The following is a 20,143-nucleotide window of genomic DNA, read 5'->3' on the forward strand; positions in this document are numbered from 1 at the left end:
GAAAGGAGTTGATGCCATGAGTCTATTTAATAAATTGTTCCATACCAATAAAGCTTCACCCAAAAACACCCTATCCAGCACCATGTCATTTTTCTTCGGCAGTTCGATGGCTGGCCAAAATGTGACCGAACGCACCGCAATGCAGAATACTGCAGTTTATGCTTGTGTTCGAGTCTTGGCTGAAGGATTAGCTGAACTGCCACTCCATATTTATCAATATACCAGCGATGGTGGGAAAAGGCGGGCAATTAACCACCCGCTTTATTTTTTGCTTCATGATGCGCCAAATCCAGAAATGACCAGTTTTATCTTTCGCGAAACCATGATGAACCATTTATTACTGTGGGGTAATGCCTATGCACAAATCATTCGAAACGGTCAAGGCAAGATCACTGGGCTCTATCCTTTGATGCCAGATCGAATGGACGTTAACCGTGCTGCTAACGGTGAAATCTACTACACCTATACTCGCAACTATGATGATTACCAGGCAAAGAATAAATCGAAGCAAGTAATTCTCTTGTCCGATGAAGTCCTTCACATCGCAGGGTTAGGATTTGATGGTTTGATTGGTTACAGTCCTATTGCTATGGCTAAGAATGCTATTGGATTATCCATGGCTGCCGAACAATATGGGGCCACCTTTTTCAAAAATGATGCCACACCTGGTGGTGTTCTCGAGCATCCTAATGTAGTCAAAGATCCCGAACGGCTCCGGAAAAGTTGGCAATCACAATTTTCGGGATCTAATAATCACAGCATTGCTGTTTTGGAAGAAGGAATGACTTTTCATCAGCTTTCCATTCCACCCGACCAAGCGCAATTTCTTGATACTCGAAAATTCCAACTCGACGAAATCGCCAGAATTTTTCGTGTACCACCGCATATGGTTGGTGACCTAGATCGTTCGACATTCTCAAATATCGAGCAACAATCACTAGAATTTGTAAAGTACACCCTGAACCCTTGGTGCATTCGCTGGGAACAAGCTATGAATCAACAGCTTCTTTCCGCTGATGATCAACGAAAGTTTTTCGTCAAATTCAATGTTGATGGATTACTACGTGGCGATTACGAAAGCCGAATGAATGGCTATGCTATTGGGCGCCAAAATGGTTGGCTGTCTGCAAATGATATTCGAGAACTTGAAGATCTAAACCGCATCCCTACTAATGAAGGCAGTGACGAATACTTGGTAAATGGCAATATGCTGCCACTCAACCAAGCTGGTAACTTCTATAGTTCTCAACCATCTAAAGAAAGTGAGGAACCAAAAGAATGAAACGTTTCTGGAACTGGAGTGGCCCTCAGAATCAACGTGTATTAACTATTAACGGTACAATTGCTGAAGATAGCTGGGTTGATGATGAAGTCACTCCTCAAGTATTTCAAGATGAATTAAGTCAAGGGAAAGGGCCGATCGATCTCTGGTTAAATTCTCCCGGTGGTGACTGTGTCGCTGCCAGTCGCATTTACACGATGCTAATGAATTATCCCGATAACGTGAACGTCAAAATTGATGGTATTGCTGCTTCGGCAGCATCAGTCATCGCCATGGCAGGCACAAAAGTTTCCATGGTCCCAACCGCGATGATCATGATCCATAATCCATTAACCATTGTTGGTGGACAAAAAGAAGATCTTGATCAAGCTGCACAAATGTTAGCTGAAACCAAAGAATCAATTATCAATGCCTATGAACTTAAAACAAACCTTCCTCGAGAAAAAATTTCATCCATGATGGATGATGAAACCTGGATGAATGTCAATAAAGCGATTGAGTTGGGGTTCGCTGACGATATGCTAGGTCAAAACAAAGATGTCACGGATTGTTACTCATATTCAGATAAACAATCTGAATTGGTTCTATTGAACAAGCTAAAACCACAAGCAAAATCTAATATCTCTGTAAAGTCGCTGCAAAAGCGGCTTTCTTTGTTATCACACTAATTTTTAGGAGGACTTATCAATGAGTAAAATTACTGAATTACAAGAAAAGCGTGCCCGTATTTGGAAACAAGCAAAGGATTTCCTAAATGCTAAGCAAAAGGAATCAGATGTACTCTCAGCCGAAGACAATGCCCGTTATGAAAAGATGGAGCAAGAAGTTGTCGACTTAGGTAAGGAAATCAATCGACGGCACAAGCAGGCAGAAATTGAAGTGGCACTGAACCAACCTACCTGTAAGGCCCTTACTAATTCCCCAACTGCTGATCAGCTACCAAAGAGACAGGATGCTCATGCAAAAGATTTCTGGAAAATGATGCGTGGACATGCCGTCGTGGATGCTCTTAAGGAAGGTGCGGACCCCGATGGTGGTTTCTTAGTGCCCGACGAATTTGAAAACCAACTTATCCAAAAGTTGCAAGAAGCAAACGTGCTGCGAACGATCAGTCATGTCATCCAAACCAATAGCGGCGAACACAAAATTCCAGTGGTAGCCAGTGAAGGTACTGCAGCCTGGCTCGAAGAAGAAGCGGCCTACACAGAGTCCAACACTCAATTTAGTCAGGTGTCACTAGGCGCACATAAGTTGGGGACCCTGATCAAAGTATCAGAAGAATTACTAAACGATTCCGCATTTGATTTGATGTCTTATCTCTCCGATGAATTTGGACGCCGACTCGGTAATGCTGAAGAACAGGCCTTTTTAACCGGTACCGGTACTGGTCAACCTACTGGTATCCTAACCGACACTAATGGCGCTTCAGCCGGATCCACAGCTGCCAAGGCCGATGCGTTAACTTTTGATGATTTAATTGACCTTTTCTATTCCTTAAAGGCGCCATATCGTCAAAACGCTGTCTTTTTGATGAACGATGATACCGTGAAAGCCATCCGCAAAATGAAAGATAAGAACGACCAATACATTTGGCAACCTTCCGTTCAGGTAGGCCAACCAGACCGAATTCTTAACTGTCCGGTTTACACTAGTCCATTCATGCCGACATTGGCTGCTGCTAATAAGCCAGTTCTTTTCGGTGACTTTAACTACTACTGGATTGCAGATCGAGAAGGACGAACCTTCAAACGTCTGAATGAACTTTATGCCGTAACTGGTCAAGTTGGCTTCTTAGGCTCACAACGAGTTGACGGTAAAGTTATCCTACCAGAAGCAATTAAAACCTTGTCCATGGCTGCTAAATAGAAAGGATTGATGAAATGTGGCTGCTATTACTTTGGCCGAAGCAAAAGCCTACCTGAGGGTGGATAACACTGTTGAGGATGACCTAATTACGAAGTTAATTGGATCGGCAACAGCTACAGTCGAGAATGTACTTCGTCAACCACTATCCGCATTCGACCCCCTCCCCGATGATATTCATACCGCAATTCTTTATACCGTGGCTTACCTTTACGAATATCGGGAAACCGCCGATTTTGATGCCATGATCAAATTTCTCCGGGCCATCTTGTCTCCTTACCGGAAGGAGGAGTTTTAATGCAACAACAAAACAAACGTGTTAGTAAGATTGTTGATATTGGTGAATTAGACCGGCGCATAACGCTAATGAAGAAGAAATATGTCGGCGAAAATCCTAATACTGGAATGTCAATGTACAAGGATGTACGTCTGGGTGATGTGTGGGCAAAAGTTTCCGCCCTGCACGGACAAGAGTATTACACCGCTGTCACCGTAAAATTGGAAAAGCAATTATCATTCATCATTCGATATCGCGATGATATTGATGAAGAAACCAATATATGGTTTGAAGGACGTGGCTACAATATTGGCTTCATTGACGATGTTAAATACAACCACGAGTATATGGAGATCAAGGCCGAATATTCGAAAGGAGTTGATAATCCAAATGAAGACAACTAGTTTAACGGTAATCAATACGTGTTTCGGAGCTATTGGCGCTTTCCTTGGCTGGTTTTTAGGAGGACTCGATGGTTTCCTATATATTCTCCTGATTTTTATGGTCGTGGACTATATCACCGGAGTTCTTTGCGCCGTTAGTGAACATAAATTATCCAGTGAGATTGGATTTCGCGGGCTTACCCGCAAGGTTTTAATTCTATTATTGGTTGGCATTGCTCACTGTCTTGATGTGTATTTACTAAAAAATGGCTCCGCAATTCGCACAGCAACCATTTTCTTCTATATCTCTAACGAAGGTATTTCTCTATTAGAAAACACGAGTCGATTAGGATTACCTGTACCCGATAAATTAAAAAATGTTCTTCAACAACTTCATAATAAGGATGGTGACAAGTAATGATTCCAGGAATCGATATTTCTGAATGGCAAGGTCACGTTGATTTTAATGCAGTCAAAGCAAGCGGCGTAAAATTCGTCCTAATTAGAGCTGGCTACGGTCGTTCTGCTAGCCAAGTAGATCATTATTTTGCGGAACACTATGCACAAGCCAAAGCGGCAGGTTTGCAAGTTGGGGCCTACTGGTACTCCTATGCAGTTTCACCTGCTGATGCAGCCAACGAAGCTCGGGCTTGCTTAACCGTCCTTGGTAATCGGCACTTTGATTATCCAATCTACTTTGATTTGGAAGAAAAGTGGCAATTTGCTAACGGACGCAACTTTTGTGATAGCTTAGTAAAAAGCTTCTGTAGCGTTTTGGAACAGAATGGTTGCTATGCGGGTTTATATATTTCTCGTTCACCACTGCAAAATTACATCTCTCCCACTGTTGCTCAGCGTTATGCAATCTGGATAGCCGAATATGGTCCACGTTGTAACTATGGTGGCAACTATGGAATTTGGCAGCATTATTCAACTGGTTCTGTTCCAGGTGTCAGTGGTAACTGCGACCTAGATTATGCCTACATTGACTATGCAGCAGTAATTGACAAAAAACAGCCAGTCACCAGAAAAAATCCTGATCAGCTGGCTGCAGAAGTATTGAATGGGCAATGGGGTAATGGTGTCGATCGTCAAAAACGTTTAACTGCTGCGGGTTACGACTACTCAGTCGTGCAAGAAAAAGTTAATAAATTATTGAATCGTAAGTCAGTCGACCAAATTGCCCGTGAAGTTATCCGTGGTTCCTGGGGAAATGGTAATGAGCGAATTACCCGTTTGAAACAAGCTGGTTATGATCCAATTCAAATTCAAAAACGTGTCAATCAATTACTCTGATTTATGCCTGTGGACTCCGGTCTGCAGGCTTTTTGTTGTTTCTATGATAAAATGCTATTAGGTCGGACTTGATGGGTCGCTCCCATCATGAAAGACTTAGCAGTTAACGTGGCTACACACCCCTCAAATAATCTGAACTGTGGAGGTGAGAGTCATGTTATTTAGGAAAGGACTGGAGGAGCAGCAATTAATGCCGCCTTAGTTATCGTGGCAATCGGCCAGCTAGTCATTGACTGTGCTAAAGCCTACGCGATAATAAAAAAAGCTAACCATAACGGTTAGCTATCCTTCAGTCACCTGAACTGCGTTTGAGGGTAACGAGATGCCGCTCGTTGCTCTCTTTTCATTTACTAATGATATCTGATATATTTTGATTTTTCAACTTTTAGCTGGCAGTTTTCTGTCAGCTTTTTTCTTTTACCATGGTTTACTTTTCCGCTTGTTCTGGCTTATCAGTGGAGGTAATTAAACATGGTAAAAAAAGTACAACCAGTGACTCATCAACCACTAATAGCAACAAGTACGAATATTAGTTCAGAGCAATTATTGAACGATTTGCATTACCAACAAGCAAAACAGATCATCCAGACTCTACTTAATAAAGGCCTTATTTCGCCCACCGAATTTAAAGACATTGATTCCTTAAATAAACAATCATTTCCACCATTATTAGGGCCCGGAAACGTTGATACATCAAGCCTTCAGAGCTAACATACCACACTGACGAAAGGAGGGTTGTCATGTCAACCATTACTAAAATCCAAAGCTACCACCGTAATGTCAAGCAACTCCGTGTAGCAGCTTATTGTCGAGTTTCGACGGACAATATTGAACAGCTGGAGAGTCTTGAAAATCAGCGTGAACATTATCAAAAATACATTAGCAATCATCCTAACTGGCAATTAGCTAAGATATATTACGATGAAGGAATCTCAGGTACCAAATTGACGAAGCGTGATGCCTTAAAAGAATTACTAGCCGACTGTCATAATCACCTAATCGACCTCGTAGTTACCAAGTCGATCAGCCGCTTATCACGAAACACAACCGACTGTTTACGAATCGTTAGAGAGTTACAACAGCTGAACATCCCAATTATATTTGAAAAGGAACATATCAACACTGGAGCAATGGCCAGCGAATTATTTCTATCAATTCTCAGCAGCATTGCTCAGGATGAATCTCATTCAACCGCAGGAAATTTGCGCTGGGCGATTAGACAGCGTTTCGCTAGCGGCGAGTTTCGAGTATCTTCGGCTCCCTACGGATATTCAATTGAAGATGGCAACTTAGTTATTAATCAGGCTGAAGCCAGGATTGTGCGAGAAATCTTTCAACAATTCTCAAAAGGGATGTCAGCTAGTCGGATTGCTAAAGGATTGAACCATAAACACGTAGCAACAAAGCATGGTGGACAATGGCGAAGCAACACCGTGATTAACATTTTACGAAACAGTAATTACACCGGTGATATGCTCTGCCAGAAGACTTATAGTGATGATCAATATCACCGTCATTTTAACCAAGGTGAACTCACCCAATACTTAATTGAGGATCATCACCCTAGTTTAGTTAACCACGAAACTTTTAACAGAGTTCAAGTTCTGCTTAAAGAAGCGGTCCAAAAGTGCCATATTGAAACTGGCAGCCATAAGTACCAACACCACTACTTATTTTCTGGGAAAATCACTTGTGGCAATTGTGGCACTATTTTTAAGCGGCAAACACGTCCCAATAAAATTTGCTGGGCTTGTCAAAGACATCTAAGTTCCGCTAAGCAATGTACTGTTAAAGCAGTAACTGAAGTAAGCCTAGAAGCAGCTTTCTGCAACATGATGAATAAACTCATTTACAGTAGGAAATTCTTATTACAGCCATTGTTAGCAAATTTACAAGTTCAAGCTAACAGTGATACCAACGGTCAGCTAAGTTCATTGGTCAATCAGGTTAAGGCAAATGACCGCAAAGCAGAAACGCTAACCGAATTGATGCAATCAGGATTGCTGGATAAAGCCATCTATGTAAATCAAACGGCTCAGCTCGAACAGGATACCTACCAATGCCGCGAAAAGATTAAACAGTTTAATAGCAACAATACTGATTCGGCAAATAATTTTGAAAACGTGCGAACCCTGCTTCATTGGTGTCAACAAGGTCAAAAACTGTCAGGCTTTAATAAAGCCCCATTTCAGGACTTCGTTCAACAAATTGTAGTGAACAGTCCAAAAGAGGCGGTTTTCAAACTGAAATGCGGGTTGAGATTAACTGAGAAGTTAACCAAAGCAGCTTGCCTTGATGAACACTTTTACCGTGGGGTAATCCGCCAACGTTTCAGCGAACCAATTCGGCAAGCAGAATACTTGTACAGCATTATCGAAAGTGAAGGTGATTTAATTGGGTAAAGTACGCATTATTCCCGCCCATCAGCAAAAAGGAAACAGTGTCCATCATCCACGTAGTCCACAATCTTTTGGAAAGCTTCGAGTGGCTGCATACTGCCGGGTTTCGACCGATTACGATGAGCAGGCCAGTTCAAGTAGATCATTACAAAGAACTAATTCAAAAGGAGCCACCCTGGGAATTTGCAGGTATTTATGCCGATGATGGGATCTCCGGAACCAATACCAAAAAACGGGAACAATTCAATAAAATGATTGCAGCCTGTAAAGTCGGTAAGATTGACCTGATCGTTACCAAATCAATTAGCCGATTTGCCCGGAATACCATCGACTGTTTGAAATATATCCGTGACTTAAAAGCTATCAATGTTGCAATCTTCTTTGAAAAAGAAAATATCAACACCATGGATGCCAAAGGTGAAGTTTTGATTACCATCATGGCTTCCCTTGCTCAACAAGAAAGTGAGTCCTTATCGCAAAACGTCAAGATGGGGATTCAATATCGTTACCAACAAGGGAAAGTTTTCGTGAACCATAATCACTTTCTGGGTTATACCAAGGATGCTCAAGGTAACTTGGTGATTGAACCAGAAGAAGCAAAGGTCATTAAGCGCATCTTCTATAGCTACCTAAACGGAATGACGATGAAGCAAATAGCTGATTCTCTTAAAGCAGATGGTATTTTAACTGGTGGCAAAACAAAGAATTGGCGTTCTAGCAGCGTGGCCAAAATCCTGAAGAATGAAAAATATATGGGTGATGCTCTATTACAAAAGACTTACACTGTGGACTTTCTGAACAAAAAGCGCGTAAAGAACGAAGGAATCATGCCACAGTACTATGTGGAGAACGACCACCCAGCGATTATTCCTAAATCAGTGTTCATGCAAGTCCAGCAAATTATCAAACAGCGACGTAACGGAATCACGACTAAGAACGGCAAGCACCGGCGAATTAACGGAAAATACTGCTTTTCTCAAAAAGTATTCTGCGGTAAATGCGGTGATATCTTGCAACGGAACATGTGGTATCGACCGGAAAAAGTGGCAGTCTGGCGATGTGCAAGCCGCGTAAGACGCAATAAGACTGGCCGGCGATGCATGATTCGAAACGTCAAAGAACCATTGCTGAAGGAAGCCACCGTTGAAGCATTCAATCAGCTCATTGAAGGGCATGAGTTGGCCAGTAAACAAATTAAAGCTAACATCATGAAGGTCATTAAGAACTCTAAAGGCCCAACACTTGATCAAATCGACCAACAGTTGGAAGAGGTGCAGATGAAATTGATTCAAGCTGCTAATCAGCACCAGGACTGTGATGCCCTCACACAACAAATCATGGACCTACGGAGGCAAAAAGAAAAAGTACAGAGTCGTGAAACTGATCAACAAGCCAAACTGCATAGTATTGATGAAATCAATGAATTGGTTAATCTGCACAAATATGGCTTAGTAGATTTTGATGAACAACTAGTCCGTCGTTTGGTAGAAAAAATCACCATCTTCCAACGTTACATGGAGTTCACGTTCAAAGATGGTGAAGTTATAAGAGTCAATATGTAAAAAATTGAGATATTTGGCACTCAGCTATTTTGGTTGGGTGCTATTTTTTTGTTACTGCATTAGCTGTAACTCCACATACTTCCAAAGATCTTCTGTATCTTTTAGCTTCGTTAATTCATTGTCTACTCCTATTTTATATATAAGTTGGAATATAATCTTGCATAGTTCAAAGTACATGTCCTCAGCAACTTCCGCCCGTCCATTATGAACAATATTAGACCTTACATCATAACTTTGCTTCATAAAGGCATTTAATTTTTTCTTATCTTCTATATTTGTACCTAAAAGAGTATAGATAGACATACTTATCTGACTAACAATAGAAATACTGTTGCTCTTTATTTCAAGAATCGTTTCTAAAGCTATCATTGCCTGCAAAAAAGACATTGGTATATTACTTAAATCTGCTAAGCTCATCCAATCTATAGCTATACATATCTTTTCTTGCAATTTCGTCAATGTTTGTTCCTTTTGCACGTCTATTAAGAATTCAAAGTTGTGTACTGTACTTGATATGTCCTTTAGTCGAATTTCTGGTATAGGATCCTTTACTCTTGACCTACCAAATGTACCTTTACCATCCACAAATCCATAATATTTATCAATATCGTTATGAACTATCACTTCGTTAATAGGATATATCTTAATCTGAAACTTATTATCATACATTAAGTTTACGAGGCCTATTATTCGATTAGCTTTCTTTTTTGCTACTTCATAGGTTCTATCATTCTGTGCACCCTGAACAGTAACAATCAATACTGCATTATCTTTACTTAATATATTTTCTAAATCTGTACTATGACTTAAATTAAGCTTATTTTTGATATATTTCGTACTAGCAAAATAATCTCTAGAATCAATTTGAATTGGCTGTTGCGGGATTTGAATTCCAGACGTTAAAAAGATATACGACCTTTGTGTTTGCATTTCTTGTCGCCAAGATTTTAACTTATCTCGAAATGCTCTTTTGTCAATATTCAAATGGCCTTTAAACAGTAAATCGCTAAGCCAGTTACTTACCATCTTTTTCACATCTGCAATGCTATAACCAGGCAAATTACCTTCTTCTACTTTGCGTAAAATATCGTTGCATATATCATTGTACTGTTTCAAATTATTTTGGTTAAAATATAAGCTCTTTGAAGGACAAAATGGATTTTCCTCTATTCTGAAGTACATTACATTATTGCTTTGCTGATTTTGCTTCAATGCTCCAAGCAATTCATTAAAGTTTTCAAGAGTTTTATCTTTCTTTTTGCTCACTTAATACACCACTCTTCATATCATGTCAATAGAATTTTTGCCTTGTTATATTATACGTCGAGTACACAATTGTCCTGCAAATTTTCTATTTTTCGAGCAAAAAGGTCAAAATGCAATAGCATACTCGTCAACTCAACCCTCAGCACTAAATTGGCCGATTTTCGTACATGCCATAAATACTACTATATCAGGCTTGGGTCCACCTTTCACTACCCTAATCGACACGACCTGCCAAACTGGACATTCGCCTACTCGACTATCGAAATAGGACATAGAACACTCGACCCGCCAGCTTCAAATAGAAAAAGTGTACTAATTTCAATCGTCAAAACCATAATTAGTACACTTTCAATCATCCACAAATACCGTCACACCAGCGTTTATAGCCTATTTTCCTGTACGTTCAAGGACCGTAACAGACTCCACATGGGGAGTTTGAGGGAACATATCGACAGGATCAATCTCATTAAAGTCATAACCTTGCTCACGGAACAATTGCAGATCTCTAACCATTGTAGCTGGGTTACATGAAATATAAACAATCTTCTTAGGATGAGTTTCAACAGCCGCATCAATAAATTCTGGCGTTAATCCCTTTCTTGGTGGATCAACGAAGATAACATCAGTCTTAAGCCCCTCTTTAGCCCAACGCGGCATTACTTCTTCTGCTTTACCAACAACATATTCAGCGTTGTTAATACCATTTAATTTTGCATTTGCGTTAGCATCGTCAACAGCTGGCTTGATAACTTCCATCCCTCGCACTGCCTTCACATGCTTAGCAACTGACAAACCAATTGTTCCAATTCCAGAATAGGCATCAATTACAACGTCATCGGGTTTAAGATCAGCTTTTTGAATTGCCAAGTCATACAAGCGCGGGGTTTGCAGCGAATTAATTTGGAAGAAACTTTGTGGTGAAATCTTAAAACTAACATCCCCAATTTTATCGGTAATTTGAGGCTCTCCCCAAAGCAAATAATCTTTTTTACCCAAAATTACGTTAGTCTTTTTAGGATTATGGTTCAAAACGACGCTAGTGACACCTTTGATCTCACTAATTTCCTTAGTTACCTTCTTTAACTGTGGAAACTCCTTGTGCAAGCAGACCAAAATTACCATAATCTCGCCGCTTGCCTTTGAGCGACGTACATCAAGATAACGCACTTCACCCTTATTGTGAATCTCATCATAAGCTGGAACATGATTCTTTCTTAAAATATCACGAACTTTAATTAAAACTCGGTCAATCTCCGGATCAGTAGTAAAGAAATTAGTTAACGGCACTAAATCATGCGAATGCTTTCTAAAGAAACCTATATCAAGCTTGCCGTGAACCTCACGAACTGGCACTTGTGCCTTATTACGATAGCCGGTTTCTTCTGGACTAGGCAAAGTCTGACTAACTTTAATATTATCTAAATCGGCCTTGTGCAATAGGTTCACCACTTGATTGCGTTTAAACTCAAGTTGCTTATCATACTTAATATGAGCAAGCGAAGCTAAGCCTGTTTGAACCCATTGACGACGTTCAACGTTAATTCTATCTGGACTTTCCTTCTTAATTTTCTCAATTTTAGCGAAGGCAAAATTCTTCTTTACCTTTAAAATTTTAGCTGAAACAACCTCACCTGGAAGAGCATTGTTCACAAAGACAGTCATGCCGTCTAAGTGAGCAACTCCCATTGCTTCATAAGATAGGTCGGTAATTTCTAAATCGACAATTTGATTCTTTTGCATAATTTCAATCCTTTTTAGATACTTGTTACTATTTACTAAAAAATATTATTGCTTTTTAAAAGAATAGGCACTAAAGATACTTAAAATAAATCCTAAAATCAAGCTACAAATGATTAAGCTCCAAGATCCAAAAGCAAAATCACCCTTAAGCCACATATTATTTAAAAGCATCCCCCAGTCAAACGGCCACCACATACTAAAAGCTGTGCGACTTAAGAACATGGCTAGAATTGAACTTAAAAATCCAATCCCTAAGGCAAAATATAAGTTAGTAACTCGGCAAAGCCATGAATAAAATGGAACTAGCCAAACAGAAGTGAGCAAAATTCCAGCTATAGAACCAGCCATTAACCCGATTTCTTCACTACTTGAAAAAATGAATCGTACACAAATTACTAAAGCCAAGAAAATCACGCTCATTAAAGCCGCTTGTAAAATTCCATGAATAATGCGCCCAATTTCATAAGTGAAAAGATCTTGCGGTGAAGATAAAATTTCTTTGAATTTTGTAGCCTGTTTTTGATAATAAGTACTAATACCTATTACTAAGGCAATTGACATATTCAACCAAAAATAACTCCACTGTCCTATCATCAATTGCACTGAATATTGATTATCCCAAAAGACAGCAGTCATCATTAAAATAGCAATTAATGGCAAAAGCCAAACAAGCAAACGAATAATAGTATGCTTTGTTTTTAAAAATTCAACTTTTAAAATATTAGTCATGCTTTATGCCTGCCTTTTCTAGAGTTGAAATAAATAAATCTTCCAAATCTGTCTTTTGGTCATAATCTTCTTCCAGCAAAAGCTCACCATTACCTAAGATAGCAATACGATCAGCGACTTTTTGAATTTCAGAAAGCATGTGACTAGCAATAATAATTGTCTTTCCTTGCTTTTTCTCTAACATTAATAATTCACGCAATTCATGAATTCCAAATGTATCAAGGCCATTTGTTGGTTCATCTAAAACCACTAAGTCTGGGTTTCCCATAAAAGCGAGCGCAATTCCTAGACGTTGGCGCATCCCTGTTGAAAATCCTTTAACCTTTTCTTGATTATGATCGCCAAAACCTAACGTGTTCAAAATTTGTTCTTGATCCTTATTTTCAACATGATGAAGTTTTAATTTCAATTTGATATTATCTTCAACAGTTAAATTATCAAATAAGCCCGGCTCTTCGATTAATGAACCAATAGTTTTTAAATCTTCTCGCTTCCAGTTTTCACCCTTAAAATTAATGTCGCCTTCAGTTGGCTTCTCAATTCCACTAATCATTTTCAAAAGAGTTGACTTACCAGCCCCATTCGGTCCCATGATGCAGTAAATTTTCCCTTCAGGAACATGAATATTAATCTGGCTCAAAACATGTTTATTTTTGAAGTTTTTTCCTAATTCTTTGGTGGTTAAAATATCAGTCATCTTAATCCCTCAATTTAAATTTATACTTTTTTCTGTACCTATCTATTTTACCGCTCAGAGTGCATAATTCGAAATTCTAATCATTTTTATTAATAAATTCATTGACATCTTTTTTTAAGCTTGTTATCATAATTGCAACAATTATCGTCACAGTAGTGCTTATGTTAAGCGTCAGAGAGCTGGTGGTAAAGTGCGAACCAGTCAGGCATAAGTTACGAATTACAGCGATCAATCTTTTATTCGGCCACAATCAGTGCCGTTATCACCTGATGAGAGTGCTGCAAATATGCAGTAAATAGGTGGTACCACGGTAATGCGTCCTGTTGATTAATTTCAACAGGATTTTTTTTATGGAGGATTTTTTATGAAAAAGAAAGTATCTTTTTTAGAAGCAATTATTATTTTACTCTTGCTTTTAATTATTCTAGGTATTTCAGTAATTAAATTTGGTTTAATGCCAGAGGTTCCGGTTCTATTCACAGTCTGTTTATTAGTTTTCTGGCTTAGACTCCGGGGAAATGACTGGGCTTCTATTCAAGATGGAATTAAAGAAGGAATTGGCGTTGCCATTATTCCGATCTTTATTTTTATTCTAATTGGGGCCTTGATTGGCTTGTGGATCAAGGGCAGCATCATCCCTTCAATTATGGTCCTTGGTTTCCATTTAATTAGTGGACAATTCTTCGTCCCTTCTGTTTTTATCGTTTGCTCAATCGTAGGTCTAGCTATTGGGAGCGGCTTTACTACAATTTCAACGGTTGGAATTGCCCTTTTTGGAATTGGTGCCAGCATGAATGCTAATCCAGCTCTTGTTGCTGGAGCAATCATTTCTGGAGCAGTATTTGGCGATAAAATGTCTCCTTTATCTGATTCCACCAATCTTTCTTCCGCTGTGGCAGAAAGTGAACTATTTGCCCATATCAAAAATATGATGTGGTCAACAATTCCTGCTTTTATTGTTTCTTTAATTCTTTTTTGGATTCTAGGAAACAGCGGCTCAATTGATGCTTCAAAGATCAATCATACTGTCGCAGTTTTACAGCATAACTTTATCATTACTTGGTGGGCAATCATTCCAATTATCTTAATGTTAATTTGTGCCTGGAGAAAAATCCCTGCTATTCCTACCCTATTTTTGAATATTGCTGTCACTGTCATTATGATTTTTATTCAAAATCCTCATCAATCTCTTACCGACTTAACTAACCTTATTATGAAAGGTTTCGTTGCCAAAACTAGTGACTCATCAGTGAATGCTTTATTAACTCGTGGTGGTATTTCTAGCATGATGGATACGGTTGGCTTAATTATTGCTACCTTATCTCTTGGTGGGTTATTAATGAAATTTAACATTGTTCAAACCGCCATGGAACCTCTAGTTGAACACCTTAAAAAGCCTGGTCGGTTAGTAATTACTACTATTCTTTCAGGTATCTGCATTAATTTATTTGTCGGTGAACAATACCTCTCTGTCATCTTGCCAGGACGCGCCTTCAAGCAAGCATACGACAGAATTGGTCTGGCACCACTTGCCTTAAGTCGTGTTCTTGAAGATGGAGGTAGTGTAATTAACTACCTAATTCCTTGGGGAGTAGCTGGTTCTTTTGCAGCTTCTACTCTTGGAGTTCCGGTTTTAGCCTTTATTCCATTCACCTTCTTCAGCCTCCTTTCTCCTGTCTTTTCAATTCTTTCTGGGGTCAGCGGAATTGGCCTAAAGTGGCAAAATAAGGCAGAAAAATAATTTATCATCAATAAAATCCGTACTATATGCGCTTACATAGCAAAATAGTACGGATTTTTCATTGACGAAACTTTTAATACATTGTAAATTATTAGTAATTAAAAACATATTAAAGGGGGAATTTGATGGAAACAAATCATTTTCTAGTATTACAAACCGACTTCGGTTTAAAAGATGGTGCTGTTAGCGCCATGCACGGCGTAGCTCATTTGGTTGCTCCGCACGTTGCTGTTTCAGATTTAACTCATGAGATTCCGCCTTATGATATTTGGGCTGCATCTTACCGCCTCTACCAGACAATCAAATATTGGCCCAAAGGCACAACTTTTGTTTCAGTAGTTGACCCAGGTGTTGGCTCAGATCGAAAGAGTATCGCAGTTAAAACAAAAAGCGGACATTTTATTATTACACCTGATAACGGTTCATTAACACATGTTGCAACTTATATGGGACTTGAGGAAGTAAGAGAAATTGATGAACAAAAGAACCGTCTTCCTTATTCTTCAGAAAGTAATACTTTCCATGGCCGTGATATTTACGCTTATAACGGCGCCCTTTTAGCTGATGGCGAAAAATCATTTGAAGATCTAGGAGAGCCATTAGATCCAACTTCAGTTGTGAAATTGCCACTTACCGAAGCCAAATTAGAAAATGATCATCTAACGGGATCAATTGATGTATTAGATATTCGCTTTGGTTCTTTATGGACAAATATTCCTTATGACTTAGTTAAAAAAGCCGATATCAAACGCGGCGACAAACTTACTGTCACAATTACTTATCAAGGTCAAACCTATTATCATGATACAATACCTTTTGTTACATCCTTTGCCGATGTAGCAATCAAAGATCCATTGATGTATATCAATTCATTAGTCAATGTCGGTATTGCACTAAATCAAGCTTCATTTGCCGATACCTACAAAATTGGTACTGGAAATGATTGGAAAATTGATTTAACTAGAGAATAATTTATTTACGGGGGAAAAATTATGAACAAGCAAAAAGGTTTATCAGTAAAAAGCGTTGTTGCAATTGGTATTGGAGCAGCAATCTATGTTATTTTGGCACGTTTCACATCAATTCCAACTGGCATTCCAAACACTAATATTGAAATTGTCTACCCATTCTTAGCTTTACTTGCCACTATTTATGGTCCTGTTGTTGGATTTTCTGTTGGTTTCATCGGCCATGCACTAGGTGACTTCTTAATGTATGGTCAAACTTGGTGGAGCTGGGTTTTGGCTACAGCTGTTTTAGGTTTAATCATCGGTCTTTATGGTATGCGCCTTGACTTAGATAATGGCGTCTTCACTGTTAAACAAATGGTTGGCTTTAACGTTGTCCAAATCATTGCTAACGTTATTTCTTGGTTATTAATTGCACCAGTTGGCGATATCTTAATCTACAGCGAACCTCAAAACAAGGTCTTCTTACAAGGAGCTACTGCAACCATTACTAACTCACTTTCTATTCTTATTTTAGGAACCATCTTGCTTAAAGCTTATGCAGCAACTAAAGTTAAGAAAGGTAGTTTACGTAAAGACTAATTACGAAAGGTTACTCAATTAATGACAGAACCGATTATTGAATTTAAAGATTTTTCATTTAAATACAATAGCCAAGCAGAACCCACTCTTAAAAAGATTAATCTTAAAATTAATAAGGGTGAAAAAATTCTCTTGGCCGGACCTTCAGGCAGCGGCAAATCTACAATTGGTCGCTGCCTTAATGGTCTTATTCCAAATATTGATCAAGGCAACATCACGGGCGAATGCTTAGTAAATGGAAAAGATATTACTAAAACTAGTCTTTTTGACTTCTCATTTACTACTTCTACAATTTTACAAGATGCAGACAGTCAATTTATTGGTCTAACAGTTGGTGAAGATATTGCTTTTGCACTTGAAAATGATTGCCAGCCTAAGGACAAAATGCATCACACTGTAAATCAATGGGCAGAAGAACTTCAAATTAAAGAACTACTTAAACAGTCGCCGCAAAGTCTTTCTGGCGGACAGAAACAAATCGTTGCCCTAGCCGGCGTCTTAGTTGATGAATCACCAATTTTGCTTTTCGATGAACCACTCGCTAACCTTGATCCTGCTTCCGGGCTCAAGACAATGGCTATTATCGATAAAATCCAAAAGGAACTTAATGCCACAGTTATTATTATTGAGCACCGTGTCGAAGAAGTTTTGAGTCAACCAATCGATAGAATTGTTTTAGTTAATGATGGCCAAATTGTCGCAGATGAGCCTACTAATCAGCTTCTCCATGAGAATAGTTTAGAAAAAATTGGCGTTCGTCAACCACTTTACTTAAAGGCGATGACTGCTGCAAATATCGACTTAAGTTCAATTAAAAAGCTAGACAAAATCACAGACCTGCCTACTTCTGACTCAATCAGCAAGCAACTAGAAAATTGGGTTGATCAAGCTCCAGTTAAAGAAAACACAGCTACTCATCAACCTTTATTAACACTAGACCATGTCGGTCACCAATATAATAAGAATCAGCCTTATCCTTTAAAGGACGTTTCTGCTACTATCAATCAAGGTGATTTCATCTCAATTGTTGGTCAAAATGGTGCCGGTAAAACCACCTTATGTCGCATTATTTGTGGTTTTATTTCTAATGAAGGTAAGATTACACTTAAAGATCAAGATCTAGCTAATTTATCAATTAAAGAAAGAGCTGAAAAAATTGGCTATGTCATGCAAGATCCTAATCAAATGATCTCGCAGAAAATGATTTTTGACGAAATAGCTTTAGGATTACGTCTGCGTAACGTAGATGAAGAAACGATCAAACAAAAAGTAAATCAAACTTTAAAAATTTGTGGTCTTTATCCTTTCAGACACTGGCCAATTTCTGCCCTCAGTTTTGGGCAGAAAAAACGTGTCACAATCGCTTCAATTTTAGTTCTAGAACCAGAAATCATTATTTTAGATGAACCAACTGCTGGTCAAGACTGGAAGACATATACCGAAATTATGGGCTTTTTAAAGCACTTAAACAAGCTAGGCAAGACAATCATTATTATTACGCACGATATGCACTTAATGCTTGAATATACTACACGCTCTCTTGCCTTCACTAAAGGAAAATTAATTGCTGATACAAGCCCTATTGAATTACTAACCAATCCTAAGCTAATTAAAGAAGCGTCTTTAAAGAGAACAAGTTTATTTGAACTTGCACAGCATTACCACTTGCCTGATCCAAATAAATTTGTCCAAGCTTACATTAACTCTGAACAAAAGAACTGGAAGGATGAAGATTATGAATGATAGTAAAATTTTAGGCTACCAGCCAGGAAATAGTTTTATTCATGCCTTGAATGCTACTACAAAGATGATCTTTTTAATTCTGGTTTCAATTGCGTGCATGGTTACTTACGATACCCGCTTTTTAATTGCAATCTGTATCTTATCCTTGATCTTACTAAAAATAGCTGGTATTAAATGGAAACAGGTTTCTTTTATTGTTAAGTTCATCATTGTTTTTGCTGTAATTAATATTTTGGCAGTTTTCATTTTTCAACCGACTTATGGCGAAAGTTTATACCACTCAAAAACAGTTTTAATCAATGCTGGATACTTTACCTTAACTGCCCAAGAATTATTTTATTTGCTTAACGTTAGTTTAAAATATATCTGCTCTATTCCTTTAGTTCTGCTCTTTTTATTAACAACCAATCCCAGTCAATTTGCTGCTAGCTTAAATAAAATTGGTGTGAGCTATAAGGTGTCTTACGCTGTTTCTTTAGCCTTGCGCTATATTCCTAACATTCAAGAAAGCTATTGGTCTATCTCTGCTGCTCAACAAGCACGAGGAAATGAACTTTCTAAAAAGGCATCTCTTGGAAAACGAATCCACGGAACATTAAATATCGTGACCCCACTTATCTTTTCAAGCCTTGACCGTATCGATACAATCAGTACTGCCATGCAACTTAGACGTTTCGGTTCAAAGAAAAAGCGAACTTGGTATGTAGCTGAAAAATTCAGCTTAGCTGACTATTTAGTTACCAGTCTAGCCTTCATTCTTGTTTTAATTGTTATTTTGCTCTTCAAAGTTAACTCGGGACGCTTTTACAATCCATTTGTGTAAAAGTTTCTTTTACTGTTAAGATACGTTAAAATATATTAATAATAATGAAAGAGGGAGAGCTTATGAATAACTTTTCACAAGAACCAGAACGTCGCACAATCGTTGACGTAACTGGCTTAAATAGATTCTTAAGCAGAATGTACGGCATGATGACAATCGCCGTTTTAGTTTCTGCTTTAAGTGCTTACTTAACGATGACTGTCTTTAGAACTCAAGTAATGACCTTATTTGCTAGCAACCCAGCAATGACTTGGATTTTATTGTTAGTTCCACTTGCATTAACTTTTGGAATTAGCTTTAGAGCAACAAGAAATCCGGTAGCTAGTTTCGTCATGTTAATGATTATGGCAATTGTTTACGGAGTTGAATTTTCCTTAATTGCTGGTGCCTATACTGGCCGCAGCATTGCTTCTGCATTCGTTGCTTCATCTACTGTTTTCATTACTATGGCAGTAATTGGTACAACTACTAAGAAGAACTTAAATAATCTTGGCTCTTATGCTTCTGCTGCCTTGATTGGTTTAATTGTTGCAATGCTTATCAACATGTTCTTAAGAAATCCAATGGTTTCTTACATCTTTTCATTTATCGCAGTTATTATCTTTACTATTTTAACTGCTTGGGATGCACAAAGAATGAAACAAATTTACGAAAACTATGGTGGTCAAGTTTCAGTTGATGGTTTGGCTGTTGCAGGTGCTTTAGCACTTTACCTAGACTTCGTTAACTTGTTCTTACAGTTCTTACAAATCTTTGGATTTAGCGACAGAAATTAATAATATTTATGAAAAA

General features: G+C 38.5%; 19 protein-coding genes and 1 pseudogene. 16 read left to right on the forward strand and 4 right to left on the reverse strand.

Annotated elements, in window-relative coordinates:
* Nucleotides 1-16: 16 nt before the first annotated feature.
* From LGAS_RS07290 to LGAS_RS09510, 10 genes and pseudogenes are all read left to right on the forward strand, one after another.
* On the forward strand, nt 17-1,282 hold the full coding sequence (locus LGAS_RS07290) for a phage portal protein (RefSeq protein WP_003652786.1): 1,266 nt from the start codon (nt 17-19) through the stop codon (nt 1,280-1,282).
* Nucleotides 1,279-1,950, forward strand: coding sequence for a head maturation protease, ClpP-related (locus LGAS_RS07295; protein ID WP_003652788.1), 672 nt, complete (start codon nt 1,279-1,281; stop codon nt 1,948-1,950). The genes LGAS_RS07290 and LGAS_RS07295 overlap by 4 nt, the downstream gene beginning before the upstream one ends.
* 19 nt (nt 1,951-1,969) lie before the next feature.
* The gene (locus tag LGAS_RS07300) at nt 1,970-3,148 is read left to right on the forward strand and encodes a phage major capsid protein (protein WP_003652790.1); all 1,179 of its coding nucleotides are present in this window, start codon (nt 1,970-1,972) and stop codon (nt 3,146-3,148) included.
* Between the two features lie 16 nt (nt 3,149-3,164).
* A complete protein-coding gene (locus LGAS_RS07305; RefSeq protein ID WP_003671991.1) occupies nt 3,165-3,443 on the forward strand; it encodes a head-tail connector protein in 279 nt (92 codons plus the stop codon).
* Nucleotides 3,443-3,826 carry a phage head closure protein gene (locus LGAS_RS07310; protein ID WP_003652792.1) on the forward strand — a complete coding sequence of 128 codons (384 nt, stop codon included), beginning with the start codon at nt 3,443-3,445 and terminating at the stop codon, nt 3,824-3,826. Before LGAS_RS07305 ends, LGAS_RS07310 begins: the two co-directional genes overlap by 1 nt.
* The gene (locus LGAS_RS07315) at nt 3,813-4,223 is read left to right on the forward strand and encodes a phage holin family protein (RefSeq protein ID WP_003652795.1); all 411 of its coding nucleotides are present in this window, start codon (nt 3,813-3,815) and stop codon (nt 4,221-4,223) included. The genes LGAS_RS07310 and LGAS_RS07315 overlap by 14 nt, the downstream gene beginning before the upstream one ends.
* On the forward strand, nt 4,223-5,101 hold the full coding sequence (locus LGAS_RS07320) for a GH25 family lysozyme (protein ID WP_003652797.1): 879 nt from the start codon (nt 4,223-4,225) through the stop codon (nt 5,099-5,101). The genes LGAS_RS07315 and LGAS_RS07320 overlap by 1 nt, the downstream gene beginning before the upstream one ends.
* Nucleotides 5,102-5,572: 471 nt before the next feature.
* Entirely contained in the window at nt 5,573-5,812 is a 240-nt protein-coding gene (locus tag LGAS_RS07325; protein WP_011678953.1) for an SHOCT domain-containing protein, read from the forward strand.
* A gap of 29 nt (nt 5,813-5,841) precedes the next feature.
* Nucleotides 5,842-7,503, forward strand: coding sequence for a recombinase family protein (locus LGAS_RS07330; protein ID WP_011678954.1), 1,662 nt, complete (start codon nt 5,842-5,844; stop codon nt 7,501-7,503).
* Nucleotides 7,496-9,062: pseudogene (locus LGAS_RS09510) on the forward strand (recombinase family protein). The gene LGAS_RS07330 and the pseudogene LGAS_RS09510 overlap by 8 nt, the downstream one beginning before the upstream one ends.
* A gap of 51 nt (nt 9,063-9,113) precedes the next feature.
* Here the strand turns inward: LGAS_RS09510 and LGAS_RS07340 are convergent.
* The 4 genes from LGAS_RS07340 to LGAS_RS07355 all read right to left on the reverse strand — a co-directional run bounded on the left by LGAS_RS07340 (nt 9,114) and on the right by LGAS_RS07355 (nt 13,494).
* Nucleotides 9,114-10,328, reverse strand: coding sequence for a HEPN domain-containing protein (locus LGAS_RS07340; RefSeq protein WP_003652804.1), 1,215 nt, complete (start codon nt 10,326-10,328; stop codon nt 9,114-9,116).
* A gap of 387 nt (nt 10,329-10,715) precedes the next feature.
* Nucleotides 10,716-12,068: a 23S rRNA (uracil(1939)-C(5))-methyltransferase RlmD gene (gene rlmD / locus LGAS_RS07345; RefSeq protein ID WP_011678956.1), complete on the reverse strand. Its 1,353-nt coding sequence runs from the start codon at nt 12,066-12,068 to the stop codon at nt 10,716-10,718.
* 45 nt (nt 12,069-12,113) lie between these two features.
* Nucleotides 12,114-12,797: a lantibiotic immunity ABC transporter MutE/EpiE family permease subunit gene (locus LGAS_RS07350; RefSeq protein WP_003646871.1), complete on the reverse strand. Its 684-nt coding sequence runs from the start codon at nt 12,795-12,797 to the stop codon at nt 12,114-12,116.
* Nucleotides 12,790-13,494: an ABC transporter ATP-binding protein gene (locus LGAS_RS07355; protein ID WP_003646870.1), complete on the reverse strand. Its 705-nt coding sequence runs from the start codon at nt 13,492-13,494 to the stop codon at nt 12,790-12,792. Before LGAS_RS07355 ends, LGAS_RS07350 begins: the two co-directional genes overlap by 8 nt.
* Before the next feature lie 364 nt (nt 13,495-13,858).
* On the opposite strand from LGAS_RS07355, the gene nhaC reads away from it, so the two are divergent.
* From nhaC to LGAS_RS07385, 6 genes are all read left to right on the forward strand, one after another.
* Complete coding sequence (nhaC, locus tag LGAS_RS07360) at nt 13,859-15,235, forward strand: Na+/H+ antiporter NhaC (RefSeq protein WP_003646869.1); 1,377 nt, start codon at nt 13,859-13,861, stop codon at nt 15,233-15,235.
* Nucleotides 15,236-15,360: 125 nt separating this feature from the next.
* A complete protein-coding gene (locus LGAS_RS07365) occupies nt 15,361-16,206 on the forward strand; it encodes an SAM hydrolase/SAM-dependent halogenase family protein (RefSeq protein ID WP_003652812.1) in 846 nt (281 codons plus the stop codon).
* Nucleotides 16,207-16,227: 21 nt separating this feature from the next.
* Nucleotides 16,228-16,785: an ECF-type riboflavin transporter substrate-binding protein gene (locus tag LGAS_RS07370; RefSeq protein WP_003646866.1), complete on the forward strand. Its 558-nt coding sequence runs from the start codon at nt 16,228-16,230 to the stop codon at nt 16,783-16,785.
* 21 nt (nt 16,786-16,806) lie between these two features.
* Entirely contained in the window at nt 16,807-18,528 is a 1,722-nt protein-coding gene (locus LGAS_RS07375) for an ABC transporter ATP-binding protein (protein WP_003656808.1), read from the forward strand.
* On the forward strand, nt 18,521-19,351 hold the full coding sequence (locus tag LGAS_RS07380) for an energy-coupling factor transporter transmembrane component T family protein (protein WP_003652815.1): 831 nt from the start codon (nt 18,521-18,523) through the stop codon (nt 19,349-19,351). The genes LGAS_RS07375 and LGAS_RS07380 overlap by 8 nt, the downstream gene beginning before the upstream one ends.
* Before the next feature lie 62 nt (nt 19,352-19,413).
* A complete protein-coding gene (locus LGAS_RS07385) occupies nt 19,414-20,127 on the forward strand; it encodes a Bax inhibitor-1/YccA family protein (RefSeq protein WP_003653819.1) in 714 nt (237 codons plus the stop codon).
* Nucleotides 20,128-20,143: the final 16 nt, after the last annotated feature.

Origin of the sequence: Lactobacillus gasseri ATCC 33323 = JCM 1131 (genome assembly GCF_000014425.1) — a bacterium.
Classification (GTDB): domain Bacteria; phylum Bacillota; class Bacilli; order Lactobacillales; family Lactobacillaceae; genus Lactobacillus; species Lactobacillus gasseri.

What these genes read in the sequence shown, in the direction of transcription:
- LGAS_RS07355 (WP_003646870.1), bottom strand. Translation starts at nt 13,494, where the DNA reads ATGACTGATATTTTAACCACCAAAGAATTAGGAAAAAACTTCAAAAAT.
- LGAS_RS07315 (WP_003652795.1), top strand. Translation starts at nt 3,813, where the DNA reads ATGAAGACAACTAGTTTAACGGTAATCAATACGTGTTTCGGAGCTATT.
- LGAS_RS07350 (WP_003646871.1), bottom strand. Translation starts at nt 12,797, where the DNA reads ATGACTAATATTTTAAAAGTTGAATTTTTAAAAACAAAGCATACTATT.
- LGAS_RS07300 (WP_003652790.1), top strand. Translation starts at nt 1,970, where the DNA reads ATGAGTAAAATTACTGAATTACAAGAAAAGCGTGCCCGTATTTGGAAA.
- LGAS_RS07380 (WP_003652815.1), top strand. Translation starts at nt 18,521, where the DNA reads ATGAATGATAGTAAAATTTTAGGCTACCAGCCAGGAAATAGTTTTATT.
- LGAS_RS07295 (WP_003652788.1), top strand. Translation starts at nt 1,279, where the DNA reads ATGAAACGTTTCTGGAACTGGAGTGGCCCTCAGAATCAACGTGTATTA.
- LGAS_RS07375 (WP_003656808.1), top strand. Translation starts at nt 16,807, where the DNA reads ATGACAGAACCGATTATTGAATTTAAAGATTTTTCATTTAAATACAAT.
- LGAS_RS07325 (WP_011678953.1), top strand. Translation starts at nt 5,573, where the DNA reads ATGGTAAAAAAAGTACAACCAGTGACTCATCAACCACTAATAGCAACA.
- rlmD (WP_011678956.1), bottom strand. Translation starts at nt 12,068, where the DNA reads ATGCAAAAGAATCAAATTGTCGATTTAGAAATTACCGACCTATCTTAT.
- LGAS_RS07310 (WP_003652792.1), top strand. Translation starts at nt 3,443, where the DNA reads ATGCAACAACAAAACAAACGTGTTAGTAAGATTGTTGATATTGGTGAA.
- LGAS_RS07385 (WP_003653819.1), top strand. Translation starts at nt 19,414, where the DNA reads ATGAATAACTTTTCACAAGAACCAGAACGTCGCACAATCGTTGACGTA.
- LGAS_RS07365 (WP_003652812.1), top strand. Translation starts at nt 15,361, where the DNA reads ATGGAAACAAATCATTTTCTAGTATTACAAACCGACTTCGGTTTAAAA.
- LGAS_RS07330 (WP_011678954.1), top strand. Translation starts at nt 5,842, where the DNA reads ATGTCAACCATTACTAAAATCCAAAGCTACCACCGTAATGTCAAGCAA.
- LGAS_RS07290 (WP_003652786.1), top strand. Translation starts at nt 17, where the DNA reads ATGAGTCTATTTAATAAATTGTTCCATACCAATAAAGCTTCACCCAAA.
- nhaC (WP_003646869.1), top strand. Translation starts at nt 13,859, where the DNA reads ATGAAAAAGAAAGTATCTTTTTTAGAAGCAATTATTATTTTACTCTTG.
- LGAS_RS07370 (WP_003646866.1), top strand. Translation starts at nt 16,228, where the DNA reads ATGAACAAGCAAAAAGGTTTATCAGTAAAAAGCGTTGTTGCAATTGGT.
- LGAS_RS07320 (WP_003652797.1), top strand. Translation starts at nt 4,223, where the DNA reads ATGATTCCAGGAATCGATATTTCTGAATGGCAAGGTCACGTTGATTTT.